The following is an 18,265-nucleotide window of genomic DNA, read 5'->3' on the forward strand; positions in this document are numbered from 1 at the left end:
TGCCGCCCCGTTCCCCCGTCAAGCTGCAGTCTCGGCCTGGTTTGAGAAGACTGGAGCGGCGGCGATGCGGGCCGCGGAACAGCGCCACCTGCTCGATCAGGTCGGCGGGTTTCCCGCGCAGCCCTGGCTGTGGCTGGCTCCCTGCGCGACCTGGCTGCCCGCCGAGGCGCCCGCCGGGCGCGGGGTGCGGCTGCACCGGGCGGCCGACGGGCACGGCTGGGGCGGCGACGTGTGCTGCGCGCTGCCGCTGCCGCTGCCCTCGGAGGCGGTCAACGCGATCGTCCTGCAGCACGTCGCAGCGCTGGACCTGGAACCGCTGTTGTCCGAGTGCGCGCGGGTGCTGATGCCCGGTGGCCGGCTGTGGATGACCCTGCTCAACCGCTACAGTCCCTACCGTGCCCACTGGCAGTGGCAGGGCGCGCGGCCGCCATCGGCCACGCGCTGCCAGTCGCGGCTGCAGCGCGAGGGGCTGCGGGTCCGCTCGGTGCGCCATTTCGGACCGCTGTGGCGCGATGCCGGGACTGCCGGCGGCAAGGCGTTGCCGGCATTGCGCGCGGTCCGCGTACTGGAATTCGAGAAGCGTGCGGCGGCCTTCATCGGCCCTGAAGCCGCCCGCCCCGTGGGTTGGGGCGGACCGGTGGCGACTTGACGCTTCACTCAACGGAACAACATGAAATCAATCGAGATACATACCGACGGCGCCTGCCTCGGCAACCCCGGGCCGGGCGGCTGGGCGGCGCTGCTGCGTTACAAGGCGCACGAACGCGAACTGTCCGGGGGCGAGGCCCATACCACCAACAACCGCATGGAGCTGATGGCGGCCATCGCCGGGCTGGAGGCGCTCAACGAACCGTGCACCATCATGCTGCAGACCGATTCGCAGTACGTGCGGCAGGGCATCACCGAGTGGATGCCCGGCTGGGTGCGGCGCCACTGGAAGACCGCGGGCGGCGACCCGGTGAAGAACCGCGACCTGTGGGAGCGCCTGCACGCGGCCACCCAGCGGCACCAGATCGAGTGGCGCTGGGTGAAGGGCCACAACGGCGACCCGGACAATGAACGCGTGGACCAGTTGGCCCGCGATGCCGCAATCCGCGTGCGCGATGGCGCCGCCAGCAACCGGGGTTGAGCATGCGCCAGATCGTCCTTGATACCGAAACCACCGGCCTGGAGTGGAAGAAGGGCAACCGCGTGGTCGAAATCGGCTGCGTCGAACTGCTCGAGCGCCGGCCCAGCGGCAACAACTTCCACCGTTACCTCAAGCCCGACTGCGAGTTCGAGGCCGGCGCCCAGGAGGTGACCGGCCTGAGCCTGGAATTCCTGGCGGACAAGCCGCGCTTCGAGGAGGTCGTCGACGAATTCCTGGCCTACGTCGATGGCGCCGAGCTGATCATCCACAACGCCGCGTTCGACATGGGCTTCCTCGAGAACGAGATGGCGTTGCTGGGCAGGGGCCCGCTTGCCGAGCGGGTGAGGGTGACCGATACGCTGGCGATGGCGCGCGAGCGCTTCCCCGGCCAGCGCAATTCGCTGGACGCATTGTGCAAGCGCCTGGGCGTGGACAATTCGCACCGCCACCTGCACGGCGGCCTGCTCGATGCCCAGATCCTGGCCGACGTCTACATCGCGCTGACCTCGGGGCAGGAGGAGATCGGCTTCGGCCTGCCGGAGTCCGAGATCATGGGCGCGGCGGGCGCGGTACAGGCGTTCGATGCCGCGGTCCTGCTGCCGCGTCCGCGGGTAGTGGCCACGGCTTCGGAACTGCAGGCGCACCAGGCGCGCCTTGAGCGCCTGCGCAAGAAGGCCGGCCATGCCTGGTGGGATGGCGCCAGGCCCGAGGACGTGGCCGGCGCGTAACTGACGGCGGCAACGACTGCCGCCCGTCGGGCCGTGCTCAGTGGCAGCGCACCAGCAGTGCGGTGATGTTGTCCGAACCGCCGCCGTCCAGCGCGGCGGCCACCAGCGTGTCCACGCATTCCTGGGCGCTGCAGTCGGCCTGAGCCAGGGTCTGCGCCAGGTTGCGGTCGTCCACCTCCTCGGTCAGCCCGTCGCTGCACAGCAGCAGCTGCATGCCCGGGCGCAGCTCGCCGGTCATGGTGGCGACGTTGAGGTGGGCCGGATCGGTGACGCCCAGTGCCTGGGTGACGACGTTGCGGTGCGGGTGGGCGCGGGCCTGCTCGACGGTCAGCGAGCCCTGCGCGATCAGCTCCTGCACGTAACTGTGGTCCTGGCTCAACTGCGCCAGCTTGCCGTCGCGCCACAGGTAGGCGCGGCTGTCGCCGACCCAGGCCACCTCGAAGCGGTTGCCCTGCACCCGCGCGGCGACCACGGTAGTGCCCATGGGCAGGCTGTCGTTGCGCCGGCGCGAGGCGCGGATGATCTCCTCGTCGGCGATGCGGATGGCCTGCGGCAGCGCGGTGCCGCCACGTACTTCGCGCACGATGGCCTCGCGCGCCAGCGCGCTGGCGACTTCGCCGCAGGCGTGGCCGCCCATGCCGTCGGCGACCAGCCATAGTCCCAGCTCGCCGTCACCGTAATAGGTGTCCTCGTTGAGCTGGCGGCGCAGGCCGACATGGCTGAGGTGTCCGAATTCGATCATGGGCGCCCGCGGTGGGCCGTTTCCGGTGGAAAGGCGTTTCATCATCGCGTCCGTACCGGTACACGGCAAGAGCCGCGGGCGCTCCTGCCGGGCGGCACGCCGGCGCGCGGAACCGGGCAGGGCGGGCGGGCAGGCGGCTGCGCGGTGAAAAAACCGCTTGTCCGCGCTGCCAAGGCCTCGTATCATTCGCAGCCCGGTACGCCGGGAACCACCGGGAAGGTGGCAGAGTGGTTGAATGTACCTGACTCGAAATCAGGCATACGTTAATAGCGTATCGGGGGTTCGAATCCCCCCCTTCCCGCCAGATCTGGAAACGGCCCCCGACGGGGCCGTTTTCGTTTCCGGCCCGCGGGCCGGCGCCACGCGCGGCGGTGCCGGCCGCTACACTGCTTGCCTCGTTTCCCTGGTGTCCGTCATGTCCGAAATCCTGGTGCCCGTCTCCTTCGGCGAACTGCTCGACAAGATCTCGATCCTGCAGATCAAGTCCGAGCGCATGAGCGATGCGGCCAAGCTGGCGAACGTGCGCAACGAACTGGCGGCGCTGGAGCGCACCTGGAGCGCGCATCCGGCGGCGAGCCGGGAGATCGATGGCCTGCGCGCGGAACTGAAGGCGGTCAACGAGCGGCTGTGGGACATCGAGGACGACATCCGCCTCAAGGACAAGGCGCAGGCGTTCGACGCGGGGTTCGTCGAGCTGGCGCGCAGCGTGTACTTCCAGAACGACGAGCGCGCGCGGATCAAGAAGGCGATCAACCTGGCGCTGGGGTCGGGCTACGTGGAAGAAAAGTCCTACGCGGACTACCGCGCGCGCTGAACCCGTGCGCGCCGGGCTGCGGGCCCGGCCCGGGGCTCTCAGCCGGCGTGGTCGGCCACGTAGCGCTCGAACGCGGCGATGGCGTCGTCCACGGTGACCAGGTCCATGACCCCGTCGAACTCGATCTTCGTGCCCCATTTCAATTCGGCGGCGGGCCTGCGCAGGAAGCGGCGCGCCGCGGCGTCGTAGCGATCCACGCAGTAACGGCGGTCCGAATACGGGCCGCTGCGCGCGGGGTTGCTGGCCGCATGCAGGCCCAGCACCTTGGTGCCGACCGCGTTGGCGATGTGCATGGGCCCCGAATCGGGCGTGATCAGCAGGTTGGCGCGGGCCAGCAGGGCCGGCAGCTGCTTGAGGGTGTCGCGGCCGACCAGGTCCAGTGCCGGCGCGCGCATCGCCGCCAGGATCGCGTCGGCGGTGTGCCGTTCCAGCTCGCTGCGGCCACCGCACAGCACCACCCGCCAGCCGCGGGCGGCGGCATGGTCGGCAACCGCCGCGTAGCGGTCGGCATGCCAGTTGCGGCGCGCGTGGCTGGAGCAGGGCGAGATCATCAGCACCGGGCGGCCATCGTCGTCCCATTGCGCGCGCGCCCAGTCGTGGGCCTCGGCCGGCGTGGCCAGGTCCCAGCTCACCGTGGTCTGCTTCAGTCCCAGCGGCTCGCAGAAGCTGCCGATGGCGTCGAGCACGTGGATGCCGGGGCGGTCGGGGATGCGCTCGTTGATGAACAGCCCGTGCAGGTCCTTGGAGCGCGAGCGGTCGTAGCCGATGCGGCGCCGGGCGGGGATGAAGGCCGACAGTACGTTGGCGCGGAAGGCGACCTGCATCTGCAGCAGCGCGGCGAAGCCGGCCGCGGGCAGTTCGCGCCGCAGCGCGCGCATGCCGGCCAGCCCAGACTTCTTGTCGTAGACGTGGAACACCACGCCGGGCAGCCCCTCGAGCAGGCGGTGCCCGGCCTTGTCGATCACCCAGTGCAGCTCGACGCCCGGCCGGGCCTGCTGCAGGGTGCGCACCAGCGGGACCACGTGGGTCACATCCCCGAGTGCGGACAGGCGCAGGAGGCACATTGGGGAGGACGCTGAAGGCATGGTGTTGTTAGACTCGCGGTGAATGGTCGCTTTCGACGCCACTGAAGCGCTGACGCCTTGCCGCGAAGGCCGCGGCTATGGCGCCATTCTGTTCGACCGCCAACATCTGCGGCAAGCCGAAACCAGCTTGTTTTCGCCTGCGCACTGGGGCGGCCGGGCGCGGCCGGTGGGCGAGGGCGGGCGCGGCGGGGCGTGGTTCGTGGACGCGCCGTTCGGCCATTGCGTGCTGCGCCACTACCTGCGCGGCGGGGTCGCTGCCCGGCTCAGCCGCGATCGTTACCTGTGGCAGGGCGCCCACCGTACCCGCAGCTTCGCCGAGTTCCGCCTGATGCGGAAACTGATCGCGCTGAAGCTGCCGGTGCCGCGGCCGCTGGCCGCGTTCTACATGCGCCAGGGCGCAACCTACCGCGCGGCGATCCTGATGGAACGGCTCGATGGCGTGCGTTCGCTGGCCGACCGCGCGCTGGTGGCCGGGCGTGGCGCGCCATGGGAGGAAGCCGGGCGCCTGATCGCGCGCTTCCACCGCGCGGGACTGGACCACGCCGACCTCAACGCGCACAACATCCTGTTCGACGCCGGCGGCCATGGCTGGCTGATCGACTTCGACCGCGGCGTGCTGCGCATTCCCGCCACGCGCTGGCGCGAGCGCAACCTCAAGCGCCTGTTGCGGTCGCTGCTGAAGCTGCGCGGCGAGCGCAGCCGCGAAGACGTGGAGAAGGATTTCGCGCGCCTGCGCCGCGCCTACGACCTGGCCTGGAATCGGGGCGTGTGATGGAGTGGGCACTGCGCTTCCTCGGCGTCGGCAACGCCTCGGCGGTGGAACTGGGTTCGCCGATGGCGGTGATCGAGCGCGATGGCCGGCCGTGGCTGACCATCGACTGCGGCGGCGAAGGGCTGACCGCCTACCAGGCCCGCTATGGCGCGATGCCCGATGCGCTGTTCGTCACCCATGTGCACCTGGACCACGTGGCCGGTTTCGAACGGCTGTTCGTCGATGCGTACTTCAATCCGGGACGGCGCGGGCGGGTGCGGCTGTACGTGCCTGCGCCGGTGGTGCCGCTGCTGCACCGGCGGGTCGGCGATTACCCGAACGTGCTGGCCGAAGGCGGCGCCAATTTCTGGGACGCGTTCCAGCTGGTCGTGGTCGGCGAGGCGTTCTGGCATGACGGCATGCGCCTGGAGGTGTTCCCGGTGCGCCACCATTGGCCGGAGACGGCCTGGGGCCTGCGCCTGCAGGGCTCGCTGGTCTGGACCGGCGATACCCGGCCGATCCCGGAGATGCTGGCCCGCCATGCGGACGACGGCGAACTGGTCGCCCACGACTGCGGCCTGCACGGCAACCCGTCGCATACCGGCGTGGACGACCTGGAGCGCGAGTATCCGGAGGAGCTGCAGGCGCGCATGGTGCTGTACCACTATGCCAGTGCGGCCGATGGCCAGGCGCTGCGCGCGCGCGGCCACCGCGTGGCCGATCCGGGGCAATGTGTGACGCTGGCCGAACCCACCGCGCCGCGGGCGCTGCCGTTCCAGGACTGAACCGGGTTGCCTGCCGGCATCGCCGCGCGTCGCGTGCCGATGATGAACCGCCATCAGGCGGCATGGAAATCCGGCTCCGCGCGGCATGCACGGGCTCAGGCATGCACAGGCGTGCGCAAGGACGCGCCGGGCGTCCAAAAAGGTGGTGGCCCCGCCGGCTGACCTCGGCGCCCGCGTCGATCGATACCGTTGCTGCCTTCCGGCCCTGGCGGGATTTTCGACCTAGCGTCGCGAGGGGCCGACGGGGCCACCATAGACGCGGGCCGCGCATCGCGCGGCCCGGGTTCACTGTTCCGGATCAAGACCGGACGCATGAATCTGGCGGAGAGAGGGGGATTCGAACCCCCGAAGCGCGGTTTAGACGCTTACACACTTTCCAGGCGTGCTCCTTCAACCACTCGGACACCTCTCCGTGACCTGCCGCTTCCCGAAGGCGCTGCAGGGGCGCAGATTCTATAGGGCCGGCGCTGCGGCCACAAGTCGAATGTGCGCGTCGATGCGATGGGGCATCCGCGCGGTGGCCGGCCGCGCCGCCGCCTCTGCCCGCAGCCGCCCCGGCGGCGCGCGCCGCTGCCGGGGGCCGGGGACTGGCCATGCTCGATTGCCGGCGCCGGCGCCGGCGGCCGCGCGGTCCTGGCCGGTCCGTGCAGAGGTGATGGATGGCGGCGCGTCGCAGGCCATGGCCCGGGGCATGGGCCGCCCATCCAGGGGCTGCCGTCACCTCCCTGCCCGGGGCGGGCCGGCGGGGCAGGGGCATGGCACAATGTGGGTTCAGATGAAGACGGTTGCCTGATGTCCTATCTCGTCCTCGCCCGCAAGTGGCGCCCGAAGCGTTTCGCCGAGCTGGTGGGCCAGGAACACGTGGTCCGCGCGCTGAGCAATGCGCTGGACAGCGGCCGCGTCCACCATGCCTTCCTGTTCACCGGTACCCGCGGTGTCGGCAAGACCACCATCGCCCGCATCTTCGCCAAGTCGTTGAACTGCGAGCATGGCACCAGCGCCGACCCCTGCGGCCAGTGCCCGGCCTGCTTGGACATCGACGCCGGGCGCTACATCGACCTGCTGGAGATCGACGCCGCGTCCAACACCGGCGTGGACGACGTGCGCGAGGTGATCGAGAACGCGCAGTACATGCCGTCGCGCGGCAAGTACAAGGTCTACCTGATCGACGAAGTGCACATGCTGTCCAAGGCGGCGTTCAACGCGCTGCTGAAGACGCTGGAGGAACCGCCGGAGCACGTGAAGTTCCTGCTGGCCACCACCGATCCGCAGAAGCTGCCGGTCACCGTGCTGTCGCGCTGCCTGCAGTTCAACCTCAAGCGGCTGGACGAGGAGCAGATCCGCGGGCAGATGACGCGCATCCTCGGCGCCGAGCAGATCGAGTTCGAGGACGGGGCGATCACGCAGCTGGCACGCGGCGCCGACGGTTCGCTGCGCGATGGCCTGTCGCTGCTGGACCAGGCCATCGCCTATGCCGGCGGCGCGCTGCGCGACGACGTGGTGCGGGCCATGCTCGGCACCGTCGACCGTACCCAGGTGACGGCGATGCTCGACGCGCTGGCGGCGGGCGATGGCGCGCGCCTGCTGCAGGTCGTGGCCACCCTGGCCGATTTCTCGCCGGACTGGAGTGGCGTGCTCGACGCGCTGGCCGAGGCCCTGCACCGCATCCAGGTGCAGCAGCTGGTGCCGGGCGCGGCGGCGCCTGGCGACGGTGTCGACGCGCTGGCGTTCGCCTCGCGCCTGCGTCCGGAAGTGGTGCAGCTGTGGTACCAGATGGCGCTGGGCGGCCGTCGCGACCTGCATCTGGCGCCCAGCCCGCGCGCCGGTTTCGAGATGACCGTGCTGCGCATGCTGGCGTTCCGCCCGGCGGGTGCGGTGCCGGCGGTACCGGAAGGCGAAGGTCCTGGGACGGGCGCGGTGTCGTCGTCGGCTGGCGGTTCCGCGCCTGCCGTGAGCGCGGCTGCCGTCGCTGCACCGGCGCAGCCGGTGGCGACTGCGCCGGTAGCCGAACCCGTTTCCGCCGACGCACCCCCGAAGCGGGAAGATGTCGTGCCGCTGGCGCCGCGCGCGCCGCAGGCCGATGCGACGTCGCTTTCCCCGGCGCCGGCAGCAGAGCCCGTGCAGGCGCGCGAGGACGACGACCTGCCGCCATGGATCGAGGAGACCGCTGCCGCGCAGGCGCACCACGAGGTGGCCGACGCCATGCCGCCGGCACCCCGCCAGGCGCCGCCATCGCCGTTCCGCGCCGAAGGCATCGCCATCGCACCGCCGCCGCCAGCCACGACCGCGGCCGGCGCCGCGCCACGCGCGCTGGAGAACGCCGAACAGTGGCTGGACCTGGTCGCCGCCAGCGGCCTGTCCGGGCCCTCGCGCGAGCTGGCCGCCAACGCCGCTTTCGTCGGTTACCGCAACGGGGTGCTGAGGCTGGCATTGCTGCCGGGTTTCGAATACCTGCAGTCCGAGCGCTCGCTGGGCGCGCTGGCGCAGACCCTGGCGCAGGCGCTGGGCAGTGCGCCGAAGATCGTGATCGAGACCGGCAACGCGCAGGCCGAAACCCTGCACGAGCGCGCCGACCGCCAGCGCGGCGAGCGACAGAATGCGGCCGAAGCCGTTTTCATGGCCGACCCCCAGGTGCAGCACCTGCTTGCGCAGGGTGCCCGGGTCGTGCCCGATTCCATCCGTCCCTTTGAAGAGTAGGAAACCATGCGCGGCAACATCGCCCAACTGATGCAACAGGCCCAGAAGATGCAGGAGAACCTGCAGAAGGCCCAGGAAGAACTGGCCAAGCTGGAAGTCACCGGCAGCGCGGGTGGCGGCATGGTCAGCGTGACGCTCACCGGCACCAAGGAGTGCCGCAAGGTGCGCATCGACCCGTCGGTGCTGTCCGACCAGGAAATGGTCGAGGACCTGATCGCCGCGGCGTTCAATGACGCCTCCAACAAGATCGATGCCGAATCGCAGGCCCGCATGGGCTCGGCCACCGCCGGCATGAAGCTGCCGCCGGGCATGAAAATGCCGTTCTGATCGCGGTGCGCCGGCCCTGCCCGGCTGCCCGTGACCCCACGTCGCGAAGCCCATGGGCTTCGCGCGTTTGTTTCGACCATGAGCCCGATGCGATGAGCCTGCCGCTGCTGGAACAACTGATCGAGGCCTTCCGGGTGCTGCCCGGCGTCGGCCAGAAGAGTGCCCAGCGCATGGCCTACCACGTGCTCGAGCGCGCGCGCGACGGCGGCCTGCGGTTGTCGCAGGTGCTGGCCGAGGCGATCGAGCGGATCGGGCACTGCGCACAGTGCCGCGATTTCAGCGAAACCGAGGTGTGTCCGCTGTGCGCCAGCGCCAGCCGCGAGCGGGAGATGCTGTGCGTGGTGGAGTCGCCGGCCGACCGCCTGGCCATCGAGCACGCCACCAGCTACCGCGGCCTGTACTACGTGCTGCAGGGCCGGCTGTCGCCGCTGGACGGCATCGGCCCGCGCGAGCTGGGGCTGGACCAGCTGGAAGCGCGGCTGGCGCAGGGCGAGGTGGTCGAACTGATCATCGCCACCAATTCCACCGTCGAGGGCGAAGCCACCGCGCATTACCTGGCGCAGCTGGCGCGCCGCCACAAGGTGCGGCGGAGCCGGCTGGCGCAGGGCCTGCCGCTGGGCGGCGAGCTGGAATACGTGGACCGCGGCACGCTCTCGCACGCCTTCGGCAGCCGCAGCGAAATCAGCGAATAGGCCACGGCGGGACGGTAAGCTGTAGGCCGTTCAACGCCAGTGAGCCGTCGCATGACCGATACCATTTTCGGCAAGATCATCCGCCGCGAGATTCCCGCCAGCATCGTCTACGAAGATGACGACGTGCTGGGCTTCAAGGACATCGCCCCGCAGGCGCCGGTGCATGTGCTGTTCATTCCCAAGCACGAGGTCATCCCCACCCTGGACGACCTGCAGCCGGCGCAGGCGCACCTGATCGGCAAGCTGGCGATGGCCGCCGCCGCATACGCGCGCCGCGAGGGGTTCGCGCAGGACGGCTACCGCATCGTGATGAACTGCCGCGAGAACGCCGGGCAGACGGTATTCCATATCCACCTGCACCTGCTGGCCGGCGCGCCGCTGGGGCATTTCGGCGCGCCATGAGCCGGCATCCGCGGAGCCCGGCGATGCGGGCCGGGTCAGGTCGCCTCCGCAGCCGCATCGGCCTGTTGCTGCTGGGGCTGCCATCGGTGGCGTTCGCGCAGGCGCTGCCGGATGCATTGGCGGCGGGGGCGGTCTTCCAGCGCATGCAGCAGTTGTGCGTGGCCGATGACGGCAAGGCCTGGGGGGTGAGCCTGTGCGGGCCGGTGCTGCTTGTCGATCCGGCCAGCCGCCAGTTCGTTGCCAGCATGGACGGGGCCGATAGCGCCCTGGAACGCGACGGCCCGGTGTTCCGCGGCCGCCTGCCCGACAGCGTGCCGGTCGCCAATACCGCCGTGGGCTGGAACGGGCGCACCTGGACCATGTTGATGCTGCCGCTGCCGGAAGACCCGGTGGCCCGCTCGATCCTGCTCATGCACGAGGCCTGGCACCGCATCCAGGCGGGGATCGGGCTGGCGGCGACCCACGCCGACCAGGACCAGCTGGAGACCGGGCAGGGACGCACGGCGTTGCGGCTGGAGCTGCGTGCCCTGGCGGCGGCGATGGAGGCAACCAGCGCGGAGCAGCGGCGACAGGCCAGTGCCGACGCGATGACCTTCCGCGCCTGGCGGCAGGCGCGGTTCCCGGAGGCGGCTGCCGCCGAGGATGCGATGGAGCGGCATGAGGGCATCGCCGAGTACACCGGCCGCATCCTCGCGCAGGACGACGCGCTGGAGGCGCGGCTCGCCGCGCACCTGCGCCGCGGCGACGCGGTGACGGCCTATGCCCGCTCCTTCGCCTACTACACCGGGCCGGCCTACGGTGTCCTGCTGGACCGCGCCGCACCGGGCTGGCGCAGCGGCTGGAACCGGAAGGACGGCCTGCCGCAGCTGCTTGCGGCCGCGCTGGGCATGCAGGCCGATGCCGGCGATGCCGCCTTCCAGCGTGCGGGCGCACGTCATGGCCTGGCCGAGGTGGAGGTCGGGGAGGATGCCCGCGCGCGGCACCAGGCCGGCGTGGTGGCTGCCCTGCGCACGCGGCTGGTCGACGGCCCGGTGCTGGTCGTACCGGTCAACGGCGCCAGTTTTAGTTTCGATCCGAACCGGGTGACGCCGTTGCCGCCGCAGGGCTCGGTGTACGGCGTGATCCGTGCCGCTGCCACCTGGGGCGTGCTGGAGGTGCGCGGCGATGGGCTGTTGTCCACCGACTGGAAGCGGCTGTCGGTGGCCCATGCCGGGGCGCGGCAGACGGCCGCAGGCTGGGAGGGCGATGGCTGGGTCCTGAGCCTCGCGCCGGGCTGGATGCTGCAGCCCGGTGCCCGCCAGGGCGACTGGACGCTCCGCAGGCAGGAGTGAGTCCTGCGGCCGCAACGGAAAACGCCGCCCGAAGGCGGCGTTTCCGGTGTGTCGCGGGCGCCGGGCTTACCACCAGCCGCCGCGCCAACCCCAGCCCCAGCCGGGGCCCCAGGCCGGTCCCCACGGACCGTACGGGTAGGCCGGCACCACTTCGACTTCGCGCTGCACCGGCCACAGGTACACCACGTCGGCGGCGATCTTCGGCAGCGGGTAGTCGTATTCGCCGATCCTGGTGGTCTGGTAGCCATCGATGCGGCCGATGAAGGTCACGTCGCGGCCGGGCTCGAACACCGCCGGGTCGTAGAAGCCGGCGCGGCAGGCGAGGAAGCGGCCGTCGCTGGCGTCGGCGGAGGTGGTGCTCGGGCGGCCGTTGCCGTTGAGCGGGCGCGCGATCATCTGGAAGCAGGTCTCGCCCTGGCCGGGAATGGTCTCGATGATGCGGCCCCCCCAGCGTACCGGCGTGCCGGTCTGCTTCTGCGCGACGCTGTCACGCGGGGACACCGTGCTGAACTGTCCCTGCAGCGGCTTGGGGGCGGTGGCACAGGCAGCCAGCGTCAGGCTGGCGGCGAGGGCAAGGAGGATGCGGGTCTTCATGTTCGTGCTCCGGTGGGTGCTCCGGGTTGAGGACGGTGCCTGTGCAGGTCACGCAATAATGAAGCGAGGTCCGACGAGGCGCCAGCGTAGCGCGCATCGCTGAAACGCTGGCTGAGCAGTACCAGCCCGCTGCCGGGCCGGAGAGCGTCCACGCGCGCGGCCCAGTCGCCGGCGGTTTCGTGCGCCTGCCGGCCGAGGCCGAGGCCGGCGTAGCGGCGGTCGAGCCGGCGCCAGGCGCGCAGCAGCGGATCACGCTCGCGCTCGCCACGCGCCAGCAGCCAGGCCATGGCGATGACGGCGACGAGTGCGAAGGTGGCGAGCAGCCCGACCAGTTGCGCCGGTTCCAGGCGCTCGATGCCGAACGGACTGAGCAGTCGTTGCTGGCGGCGTGCATCGAAGGACAGGACCAGGCCGTTCCAGTTGCGGCGCAACCAGTCGCCGGCCTGCGCGAGCTGCAGCCAGCGCGCGCCCATGTCCAGTCCGCCCCCGGCGGTGTCGCCCCGTGCCAGGCGGTCTTCGAGGGTGTCGCGGATCCGTTCCGGGGCGACCGCCGCGGTCGGGTCGACGCGGGTCCAGCCGCGTTGCGGCAGCCACACCTCGGCCCAGGCGTGGGCGTCCATCCGCCGTACCAGCCAATAGTCGCCGTAGCGGTTGCGGGTGCCGCCGGCGTAGCCGGTGACGACCCGCGCGGGAATGCCGGCGCCGCGCATCAGCACCACGAAGGCGGAGCTGAAGTGCTCGCAGAAACCGGCCTTCCAGTCGAACAGGAACTCGTCGGCGCCGTGCCGGCCCGGCAGCGGCGTGCTCAGGGTGTAGCTGAAATCGCGGCTGATCCATTGCATCGCGCGGCGGACGATGGCCGCGTCGTCATTGCCGGCATCCCGGCGCCACTGCCGGGCCAGCGCCAGCGTGCGCGGATTGAAGCCGCGCGGTAGTTGCAGCGCGGCTTCGCGCAGGTCCGGCGGCAGCGCCGGCTGGAAGCGTGCCGGTGGCGCGGAACGGAGCCGCCAGCGGGTCAGCGTGGCCAGCGGGCGCGCGCTGACCAGCGTGTAGTCGGCATCCAGCCCGGTTTGGTCCGGTGCGGCCAGCGGCAGGTCCAGCGCCACCAGTTCGCGCCGCTCGGTGGCTTCGTACTCGATCTGGTAGTCCCACTGCGCCGGGCCGGCGGTCATCGCGGGCGGCGGGCGGCGGCGCTGGCTTTCCAGCCGTGTCCAGATGCGCCCGTCGAAGCGGGTGAGCACCGGGCCGCGCCAGTAGCGCTGTTCGGGCGGCGGCGCGGCACCGGCGAACTGCGCACGCAGCGCGGGGCTGTCGTCGGCCATCAGGTCCAGCCACTGCCCCGGCGCCATCGTGTCCGACAGCCCGGGCTTGCCGATCGCGCGCTCGGGGATGCCCCACAGCGGTGTCGGCAACCGCGGCAGCAGCCAGAAGGCGGACAGCGCCAGCGGCAGCGCGACCGCAAGCAGCCGGCCGACGGTGCGCAGCTGCAGCGCGGCCGTTTGTGGCGCGGCGCCGGTCTCGGCATCGGCCAGGTGCTGCAGGCCGAGCAGGGCGCAGGCGACCGCGGCCAGCGACAACAGCAGGGTGCCGGGCCCCTGGTCGAGCAGGAAGGCGGCGAACGGCGCGAACAGCGCGAAGCCAAGCAGGCTGCGCGCATCACGCAGGGTGCGCAGCTCGCTGGACTTGATCGCCAGCATCGCCGCCAGCAATGCGCAGCCGGTGTCGCGCCTTGGCGACGCGCCCATCTGCCAGTAGATCGCGACCAGCATGGTGGCGACCAGCAGCAGGCGCAGCGGCAGCGGTACCGGGCGCCGCCAGGCCAGCAGCGCCACCAGCAGCGCGGTGGTGGCGAATACCGCGGCCAGCATGCCGGGCAACTGCAGCAGCAGCGGCAGCAGGGCCAGGGCGGTGGTCAGCAGCGCCCAGTTGCGCGCGGTCGGAGTCAATGGCGGAAGACGGGCGCGGTCGCTCATGGCGCACATCCCTGTGCGCCACCCTCCGGGCGGCTTTGCCGTGAAAAACGGCTGTCCTGCCGTTTTTTCATGGCGCATGTCCTTGAGCGCCACCCTTCGGGCAGCTTCGCCGTGAAAGACGGCTGTCCTGTCGTTTTTTCATGGCGCATGTCCTTGTGCGCCACCCTTCGGGCAGCTTCGCCATGAAAGACGGCTGTCCTGTCGTTTTTTCATGGCGCATGTCCTTGTGCGCCACCCTTCGGGCGGCTTGGCCGTGAAAGACGACTGTCCTGTCGTTTTTTCATGACGCATGTCCCCGCGCGCCAACCCGCGGGCGGCTTTGCCGCGAGAAGCGGCTGTCCTGTCGTTTTTCATGGTGCATGTCCCCGTGCGCCGACCCGTGGGTGGCTTTGCCGCGAGAAACGGCTGTCCGGTCGTATTTTCATGGTGCGGGCATCAGCGCCAGCGCCCGCAGGCAGTGGTGGCGGTGGACGTCGCCGCTGGCCGGCCCCAGCGGCGGCTGGCCTGGCAACAGCAGGCGGTAGCGGCGGCCTTCGCGCTCGGCCTCGTCCACCCAGCGCGCCAGGCGGGCGATGCGGCGTTCGTAGGGCAGCGGGCCCAGCGCATGCCAGTCCAGCAGCAGTTCGGTGCCGGCCGGACGCTCGTACTCGCGCACCAGCAGCGTGTCGCGGCGGGCGGAGTGCTTCCAGGCGATGCTGCGGCGGGGATCGCCCTGGCGATACGGGCGCAACTGCTGCAGCTCGTCGCCGAGCGGGTGCTGGCGGGTGCGGGTCGAGGCGCTGCCGGTGTCCGGCAGCGGCGCGGCAGGGTGTTCCGGAGCGGGGTAGACCAGCACCGGCGGTGCCGGCCAGACCCAGCTCCAGGCGCGCACCAGTCCCAGCGGCTGGGTCGTGGCTACCTGGATCCGCTGCAGTTCCAGCCAGCCGCGGCGGGTGGTGGGCAGGCACAGGTCGACTTCCGTGCGGTCGCTGCCGGCAAGGTCGGTGCAGGCAACGGCGGCGCCACTGGATACCCGCAGCCCGCGGCGCGGGCGGCGGTCGTCGCGGGCCAGCGCCAGGCGCAGCCGCAGCGGCTGCCCGGCCGCCACCGGCTCGGCCGACACTGCGTCCACGCGCAGCCCGGCCAGTTGCAGGTGCGCCTGCAGGGCGCTGGCCAGCGCCGTGGCCGCGAGCAGCAGGGCCAGCAGCAATGCCGGATTGTTGTTGTAGTTCAGCGCGCCCAGCAGCATCACCGCCAGCAGCGTGGCCAGGAACAGGCCGAAGCCGGTGGGCAGCACATAGATGCGGTGGCGGTCGAGCGTGACCGGCAGCGGCTCGGGCCGGCGCGGGCGCGCGAGCCGCTGCAGCACCTGCAGGCGGGCATGCAGCCAGGCACGCATCTCAGTCGACCTGCACGCCGTGCAGGATGGTGCCGGCCAGGGCCGTGCCCGAGGACGCTTCCGCCTCGGCGACGAGCCGGTGCCCGGCCACGGCCACGAACAGCGCCTGCACGTCATCGGGCAGTACGTGCTCCCTGCCGGCCAGCAGCGCGTGCGCCCGGGCCGCGCGCAGCAGGGCGATGCCGGCGCGCGGGGACAGCCCCACCCGGACCCCGGGCTGCTGGCGGCTGCGCGCCAGCAGGCGCTGCACGTAGTCGACCAGCGCGTCGCTGGCGTGGACCTGCTCGACCGCCACGCGCAGGTCGCGGATGTCCTGTTCGGCAAGGCTCGGCAGCGTCTGCGCGATCATCTCGCGGCGGCTGGCGCCGGCCAGCAGTGCGCGCTCGGCCCCGGCATCGGGGTAGCCCAGGGTGAGCCGCAGCAGGAAGCGATCCAGCTGCGAGTCCGGCAGCGGGAAGGTGCCGGACATGTCCACCGGGTTCTGCGTGGCAATCACGAAAAACGGGTCGGGCAGCGCATGCGTGGTGCCGTCGATGGTCACCTGCTGCTCTGCCATGGCCTCCAGCAGCGCGCTCTGCGTGCGCGGTGGCGCGCGGTTGATCTCGTCGGCCAGCAGCACGTTGCTGAACACCGGCCCCGGATGGAAACGGAAGCCGCGGCTCTCCGCCTCGTAGATGGAAACGCCCAGCACGTCGGCGGGCAGCAGGTCGGAGGTGAACTGCACGCGCTGGAACTGCAGCCCGAGCGTGGACGCCATGGCGTGGGCAAGGGTGGTCTTGCCCAGCCCGGGCAGGTCCTCGATCAGCAGATGGCCGCCGGACAGCAGCGCCACGAACGCCAGCCTGACCTCGGCGGTCTTGCCGAGCACCAGGGCGTTGACCTGCTCCTGCGCCTGCTGCAGGGCCTTGAAGGCGACATCGGTTAGCATTCTTGGTGACGGCATCGGAGCCATGGTCGTCTCGGATCAGGGGTCGAAGGGAGTTTAAGCGCCAATGCAGGTGGGTCAGCGTGCGCGCAATGCGTTCGTCGTACTTTGGGTGACGGTCACGGTGCTGAAGGCGATCGTGGCGGCGCGCCTGCCATTGTTCGTCGACGAGGCGTTCTACTGGCAGGAGGGCCGGCACCTGGCGGCCGCCTACTCGGATCTGCCCGGGCTGACGGCCTGGATGACCCGCCTTGGCGGCGAGCTGGCCGGCCACCACGTGTTCGGCATACGCCTGCCGTTCCTGGTGATGGGGGCGCTGCTGCCGTGGATGGTGGTGCGGATATCCACGCGCTGGTTCGGCGCGCGGGCGGGCTGGCAGGCCGGCTCGCTGACGCTGTTGATGCCGCTCTCGGCGACGCTGGGCATCCTCGCGGTACCGGACGTGCCCATGGCTTTCGCCGCCCTGCTGTGCCTGGCTGCCGGCGCCCGGCTGCTGCGCCAGGTCGACGCCGGCAGCGCGCTGATGCTGGCGTCGGGGCTGGTGCTGGGGGCGTTGAGCCACTACCGCTTCATCGGCGTGATCGCGGTCGGCTTCGCCGCCCTCCTGCTGCTGCCGGAGGGCCGGCGCACGCTGCGCGACGCGCGGGTATGGATGGCGCTCACGGTCGGCATCGTCGCCTGGTTGCCGTTGCTGTCCTGGAACATGGACAACCAGGACGCGGGCCTGAAGTTCCAACTGGTCGAGCGTCATCCCTGGGCGTTCCAGGCCGGCGGACTGTGGTTCCTGGTGATCCAGCCGCTGCTGGTGACGCCGTTGCTGTGCGTCGCGATATGGCAGGCGTGCGTGGCCGGCATCCGCCCGCTGCCTGCCAGCCCGCATCGCGTGCAATGGCGCTACTTCGCGCTCCTGGGCGGCGTGTCCACGCTCTCCATCTTCCTGCTCGGCTTCTTCACCGACGTCGAGCGCATCAGTTTCCACTGGCCGCTGCCGGGCTACTTCGCCCTGCTGGTGGTGGTGCCGCTGGTCCTCGGGCGCTGGCCCCGCCTCTGGCGCCGGCTCGCCTGGGTGCTGGTGCTGCTGGGTGCCGCCTGTGCGTTCGGCTACTACCTGACGGCTGCTTCGCCGACGCTGCGCGCGCAGCTTGCCGGCAACAAGTTCTACCCGCGCAATTTCGCCGGCTGGCAACCGCTGGCCGATGCGGTGCGCGAGGAGCTCGCGGCCATGCCGGAGGGTACCCGGGTGGTGGCCGGCAGCTTCAAGGTCGGCGCCGAACTGGGGTTCCTGCGCAACGACCCATCCATCCACGTGTTGCCGCATCCGCTCAACGACAAGCATGGGCGTACCGCGCAGCTGGCGTTGTGGAAGCTGATCGGGGAGGAGCCCCGGAGCGGTCCGCGGCTGCTGGTGCTGGCGCCGGGCGACCAGCGCTACCGCGACCTGCTGGCGCGCTACCACCAGGTATGCGCCCTGGTGGGGCCGCTGCCGCCGCCGCGGGTCGTGTCCACCGACCACGGTTACCAGCGCTTCCTGCTGTTCCGGCTGCCCGCCGAAAGGCAGTCCGGTGCCTGCGTCACCCCGGCGATGGCGTGGGTCGATGCGCCGCTGCCCGACGCGCAGCTGCGCGATGCGGTGGACGTATCGGGCTGGGCCTTCAAGGACGGCGTCGGTCTGGCGGCGGTGGAGATACTGGTCGATGGCCAGGTCGCGGCACGGGCCGACTACGGGCTGGAAAACGACGTCACCGGCTTCTGGGAGATATCCACCGATCCCCATCATCCCCGCGTCGGTTTCCGCGCGCGCCTGGACGTCCGCGCGCTGTCGCCAGGCCGCCACTGGCTCGGTTTGCGCCTGCACGGCACCGATGGCAGCGTCGAGGATTGGTGGGAACAGCCATTCCAGGTCGCGCACTGA

18 protein-coding genes, 2 tRNA genes and 1 other RNA gene are annotated in these 18,265 nt (G+C 71.1%); 13 read left to right on the forward strand and 8 right to left on the reverse strand.

Annotated features, from left to right (window positions below; all coding sequences use genetic code 11):
* The first annotated feature begins 64 nt into the window (after positions 1-64).
* Genes F0P95_RS08025 through dnaQ form a run of 3 tightly spaced genes read left to right on the forward strand, consistent with a single transcriptional unit; the run spans position 65 to position 1,857 of the window.
* Positions 65-649, forward strand: a complete 585-nt coding sequence (locus F0P95_RS08025) for a class I SAM-dependent methyltransferase (RefSeq protein ID WP_232528939.1) — start codon at positions 65-67, stop codon at positions 647-649.
* Positions 650-670: 21 nt separating this feature from the next.
* Positions 671-1,129 (forward strand): ribonuclease HI, encoded by a 459-nt coding sequence (gene rnhA / locus F0P95_RS08030; protein ID WP_182336418.1) that lies wholly within the window; start codon positions 671-673, stop codon positions 1,127-1,129.
* 2 nt (positions 1,130-1,131) lie between these two features.
* Positions 1,132-1,857 (forward strand): DNA polymerase III subunit epsilon, encoded by a 726-nt coding sequence (gene dnaQ, locus F0P95_RS08035; RefSeq protein ID WP_182336420.1) that lies wholly within the window; start codon positions 1,132-1,134, stop codon positions 1,855-1,857.
* Positions 1,858-1,894: 37 nt separating this feature from the next.
* Here the strand turns inward: dnaQ and F0P95_RS08040 are convergent, their stop codons facing one another.
* On the reverse strand, positions 1,895-2,599 hold the full coding sequence (locus F0P95_RS08040) for a PP2C family protein-serine/threonine phosphatase (protein WP_182336422.1): 705 nt from the start codon (positions 2,597-2,599) through the stop codon (positions 1,895-1,897).
* A gap of 213 nt (positions 2,600-2,812) precedes the next feature.
* Here F0P95_RS08040 and F0P95_RS08045 point away from each other — a divergent pair.
* A tRNA-Ser gene (locus F0P95_RS08045) sits at positions 2,813-2,903 on the forward strand.
* Between the two features lie 111 nt (positions 2,904-3,014).
* Positions 3,015-3,413, forward strand: coding sequence for a DUF6165 family protein (locus F0P95_RS08050; protein WP_182336423.1), 399 nt, complete (start codon positions 3,015-3,017; stop codon positions 3,411-3,413).
* 38 nt (positions 3,414-3,451) lie between these two features.
* On the opposite strand, the gene F0P95_RS08055 is transcribed toward F0P95_RS08050, so the two are convergent.
* Positions 3,452-4,498: a glycosyltransferase family 9 protein gene (locus tag F0P95_RS08055; RefSeq protein ID WP_182336425.1), complete on the reverse strand. Its 1,047-nt coding sequence runs from the start codon at positions 4,496-4,498 to the stop codon at positions 3,452-3,454.
* Between the two features lie 22 nt (positions 4,499-4,520).
* Between F0P95_RS08055 and F0P95_RS08060 the strand changes: the two genes are divergently transcribed.
* Both F0P95_RS08060 and F0P95_RS08065 read left to right on the forward strand, forming a co-directional pair.
* The gene (locus F0P95_RS08060) at positions 4,521-5,270 is read left to right on the forward strand and encodes a 3-deoxy-D-manno-octulosonic acid kinase (RefSeq protein WP_182336427.1); all 750 of its coding nucleotides are present in this window, start codon (positions 4,521-4,523) and stop codon (positions 5,268-5,270) included.
* Positions 5,270-6,034, forward strand: a complete 765-nt coding sequence (locus tag F0P95_RS08065) for an MBL fold metallo-hydrolase (protein ID WP_182336429.1) — start codon at positions 5,270-5,272, stop codon at positions 6,032-6,034. The genes F0P95_RS08060 and F0P95_RS08065 overlap by 1 nt, the downstream gene beginning before the upstream one ends.
* 148 nt (positions 6,035-6,182) lie before the next feature.
* Here the strand turns inward: F0P95_RS08065 and ffs are convergent.
* Positions 6,183-6,279, reverse strand: an RNA gene (gene ffs, locus F0P95_RS08070) — signal recognition particle sRNA small type.
* Between the two features lie 74 nt (positions 6,280-6,353).
* A tRNA-Ser gene (locus tag F0P95_RS08075) sits at positions 6,354-6,446 on the reverse strand.
* Between the two features lie 380 nt (positions 6,447-6,826).
* On the opposite strand from F0P95_RS08075, the gene dnaX reads away from it, so the two are divergent.
* From dnaX to F0P95_RS08100, 5 genes are all read left to right on the forward strand, one after another.
* Positions 6,827-8,731: a DNA polymerase III subunit gamma/tau gene (dnaX, locus tag F0P95_RS08080; RefSeq protein WP_182336430.1), complete on the forward strand. Its 1,905-nt coding sequence runs from the start codon at positions 6,827-6,829 to the stop codon at positions 8,729-8,731.
* A 6-nt stretch (positions 8,732-8,737) separates the two neighbouring features.
* The gene (locus tag F0P95_RS08085) at positions 8,738-9,058 is read left to right on the forward strand and encodes a YbaB/EbfC family nucleoid-associated protein (protein WP_054663634.1); all 321 of its coding nucleotides are present in this window, start codon (positions 8,738-8,740) and stop codon (positions 9,056-9,058) included.
* Positions 9,059-9,150: 92 nt separating this feature from the next.
* Positions 9,151-9,750, forward strand: coding sequence for a recombination mediator RecR (recR, locus tag F0P95_RS08090; RefSeq protein ID WP_182336432.1), 600 nt, complete (start codon positions 9,151-9,153; stop codon positions 9,748-9,750).
* A 51-nt stretch (positions 9,751-9,801) separates the two neighbouring features.
* Positions 9,802-10,152, forward strand: a complete 351-nt coding sequence (locus tag F0P95_RS08095) for a histidine triad nucleotide-binding protein (protein ID WP_182336434.1) — start codon at positions 9,802-9,804, stop codon at positions 10,150-10,152.
* Positions 10,153-10,175: 23 nt separating this feature from the next.
* Positions 10,176-11,483, forward strand: coding sequence for a hypothetical protein (locus F0P95_RS08100; RefSeq protein WP_182336436.1), 1,308 nt, complete (start codon positions 10,176-10,178; stop codon positions 11,481-11,483).
* A gap of 66 nt (positions 11,484-11,549) precedes the next feature.
* On the opposite strand, the gene F0P95_RS08105 is transcribed toward F0P95_RS08100, so the two are convergent.
* The 4 genes from F0P95_RS08105 to F0P95_RS08120 all read right to left on the reverse strand — a co-directional run bounded on the left by F0P95_RS08105 (position 11,550) and on the right by F0P95_RS08120 (position 16,380).
* The gene (locus F0P95_RS08105; RefSeq protein ID WP_182336438.1) at positions 11,550-12,077 is read right to left on the reverse strand and encodes a Slp family lipoprotein; all 528 of its coding nucleotides are present in this window, start codon (positions 12,075-12,077) and stop codon (positions 11,550-11,552) included.
* Positions 12,074-14,050, reverse strand: coding sequence for a transglutaminase TgpA family protein (locus F0P95_RS08110; protein WP_182336440.1), 1,977 nt, complete (start codon positions 14,048-14,050; stop codon positions 12,074-12,076). Before F0P95_RS08110 ends, F0P95_RS08105 begins: the two co-directional genes overlap by 4 nt.
* Positions 14,051-14,471: 421 nt before the next feature.
* Positions 14,472-15,428 (reverse strand): DUF58 domain-containing protein, encoded by a 957-nt coding sequence (locus F0P95_RS08115; RefSeq protein ID WP_182336442.1) that lies wholly within the window; start codon positions 15,426-15,428, stop codon positions 14,472-14,474.
* Position 15,429: 1 nt separating this feature from the next.
* Positions 15,430-16,380, reverse strand: a complete 951-nt coding sequence (locus F0P95_RS08120; protein WP_425515923.1) for an AAA family ATPase — start codon at positions 16,378-16,380, stop codon at positions 15,430-15,432.
* A 40-nt stretch (positions 16,381-16,420) separates the two neighbouring features.
* Here F0P95_RS08120 and F0P95_RS08125 point away from each other — a divergent pair, with 40 nt between their 5' ends.
* The gene (locus tag F0P95_RS08125; RefSeq protein ID WP_182336446.1) at positions 16,421-18,265 is read left to right on the forward strand and encodes an ArnT family glycosyltransferase; all 1,845 of its coding nucleotides are present in this window, start codon (positions 16,421-16,423) and stop codon (positions 18,263-18,265) included.

The organism is Stenotrophomonas acidaminiphila (assembly GCF_014109845.1).
Classification (GTDB): Bacteria; Pseudomonadota; Gammaproteobacteria; order Xanthomonadales; family Xanthomonadaceae; genus Stenotrophomonas; species Stenotrophomonas acidaminiphila.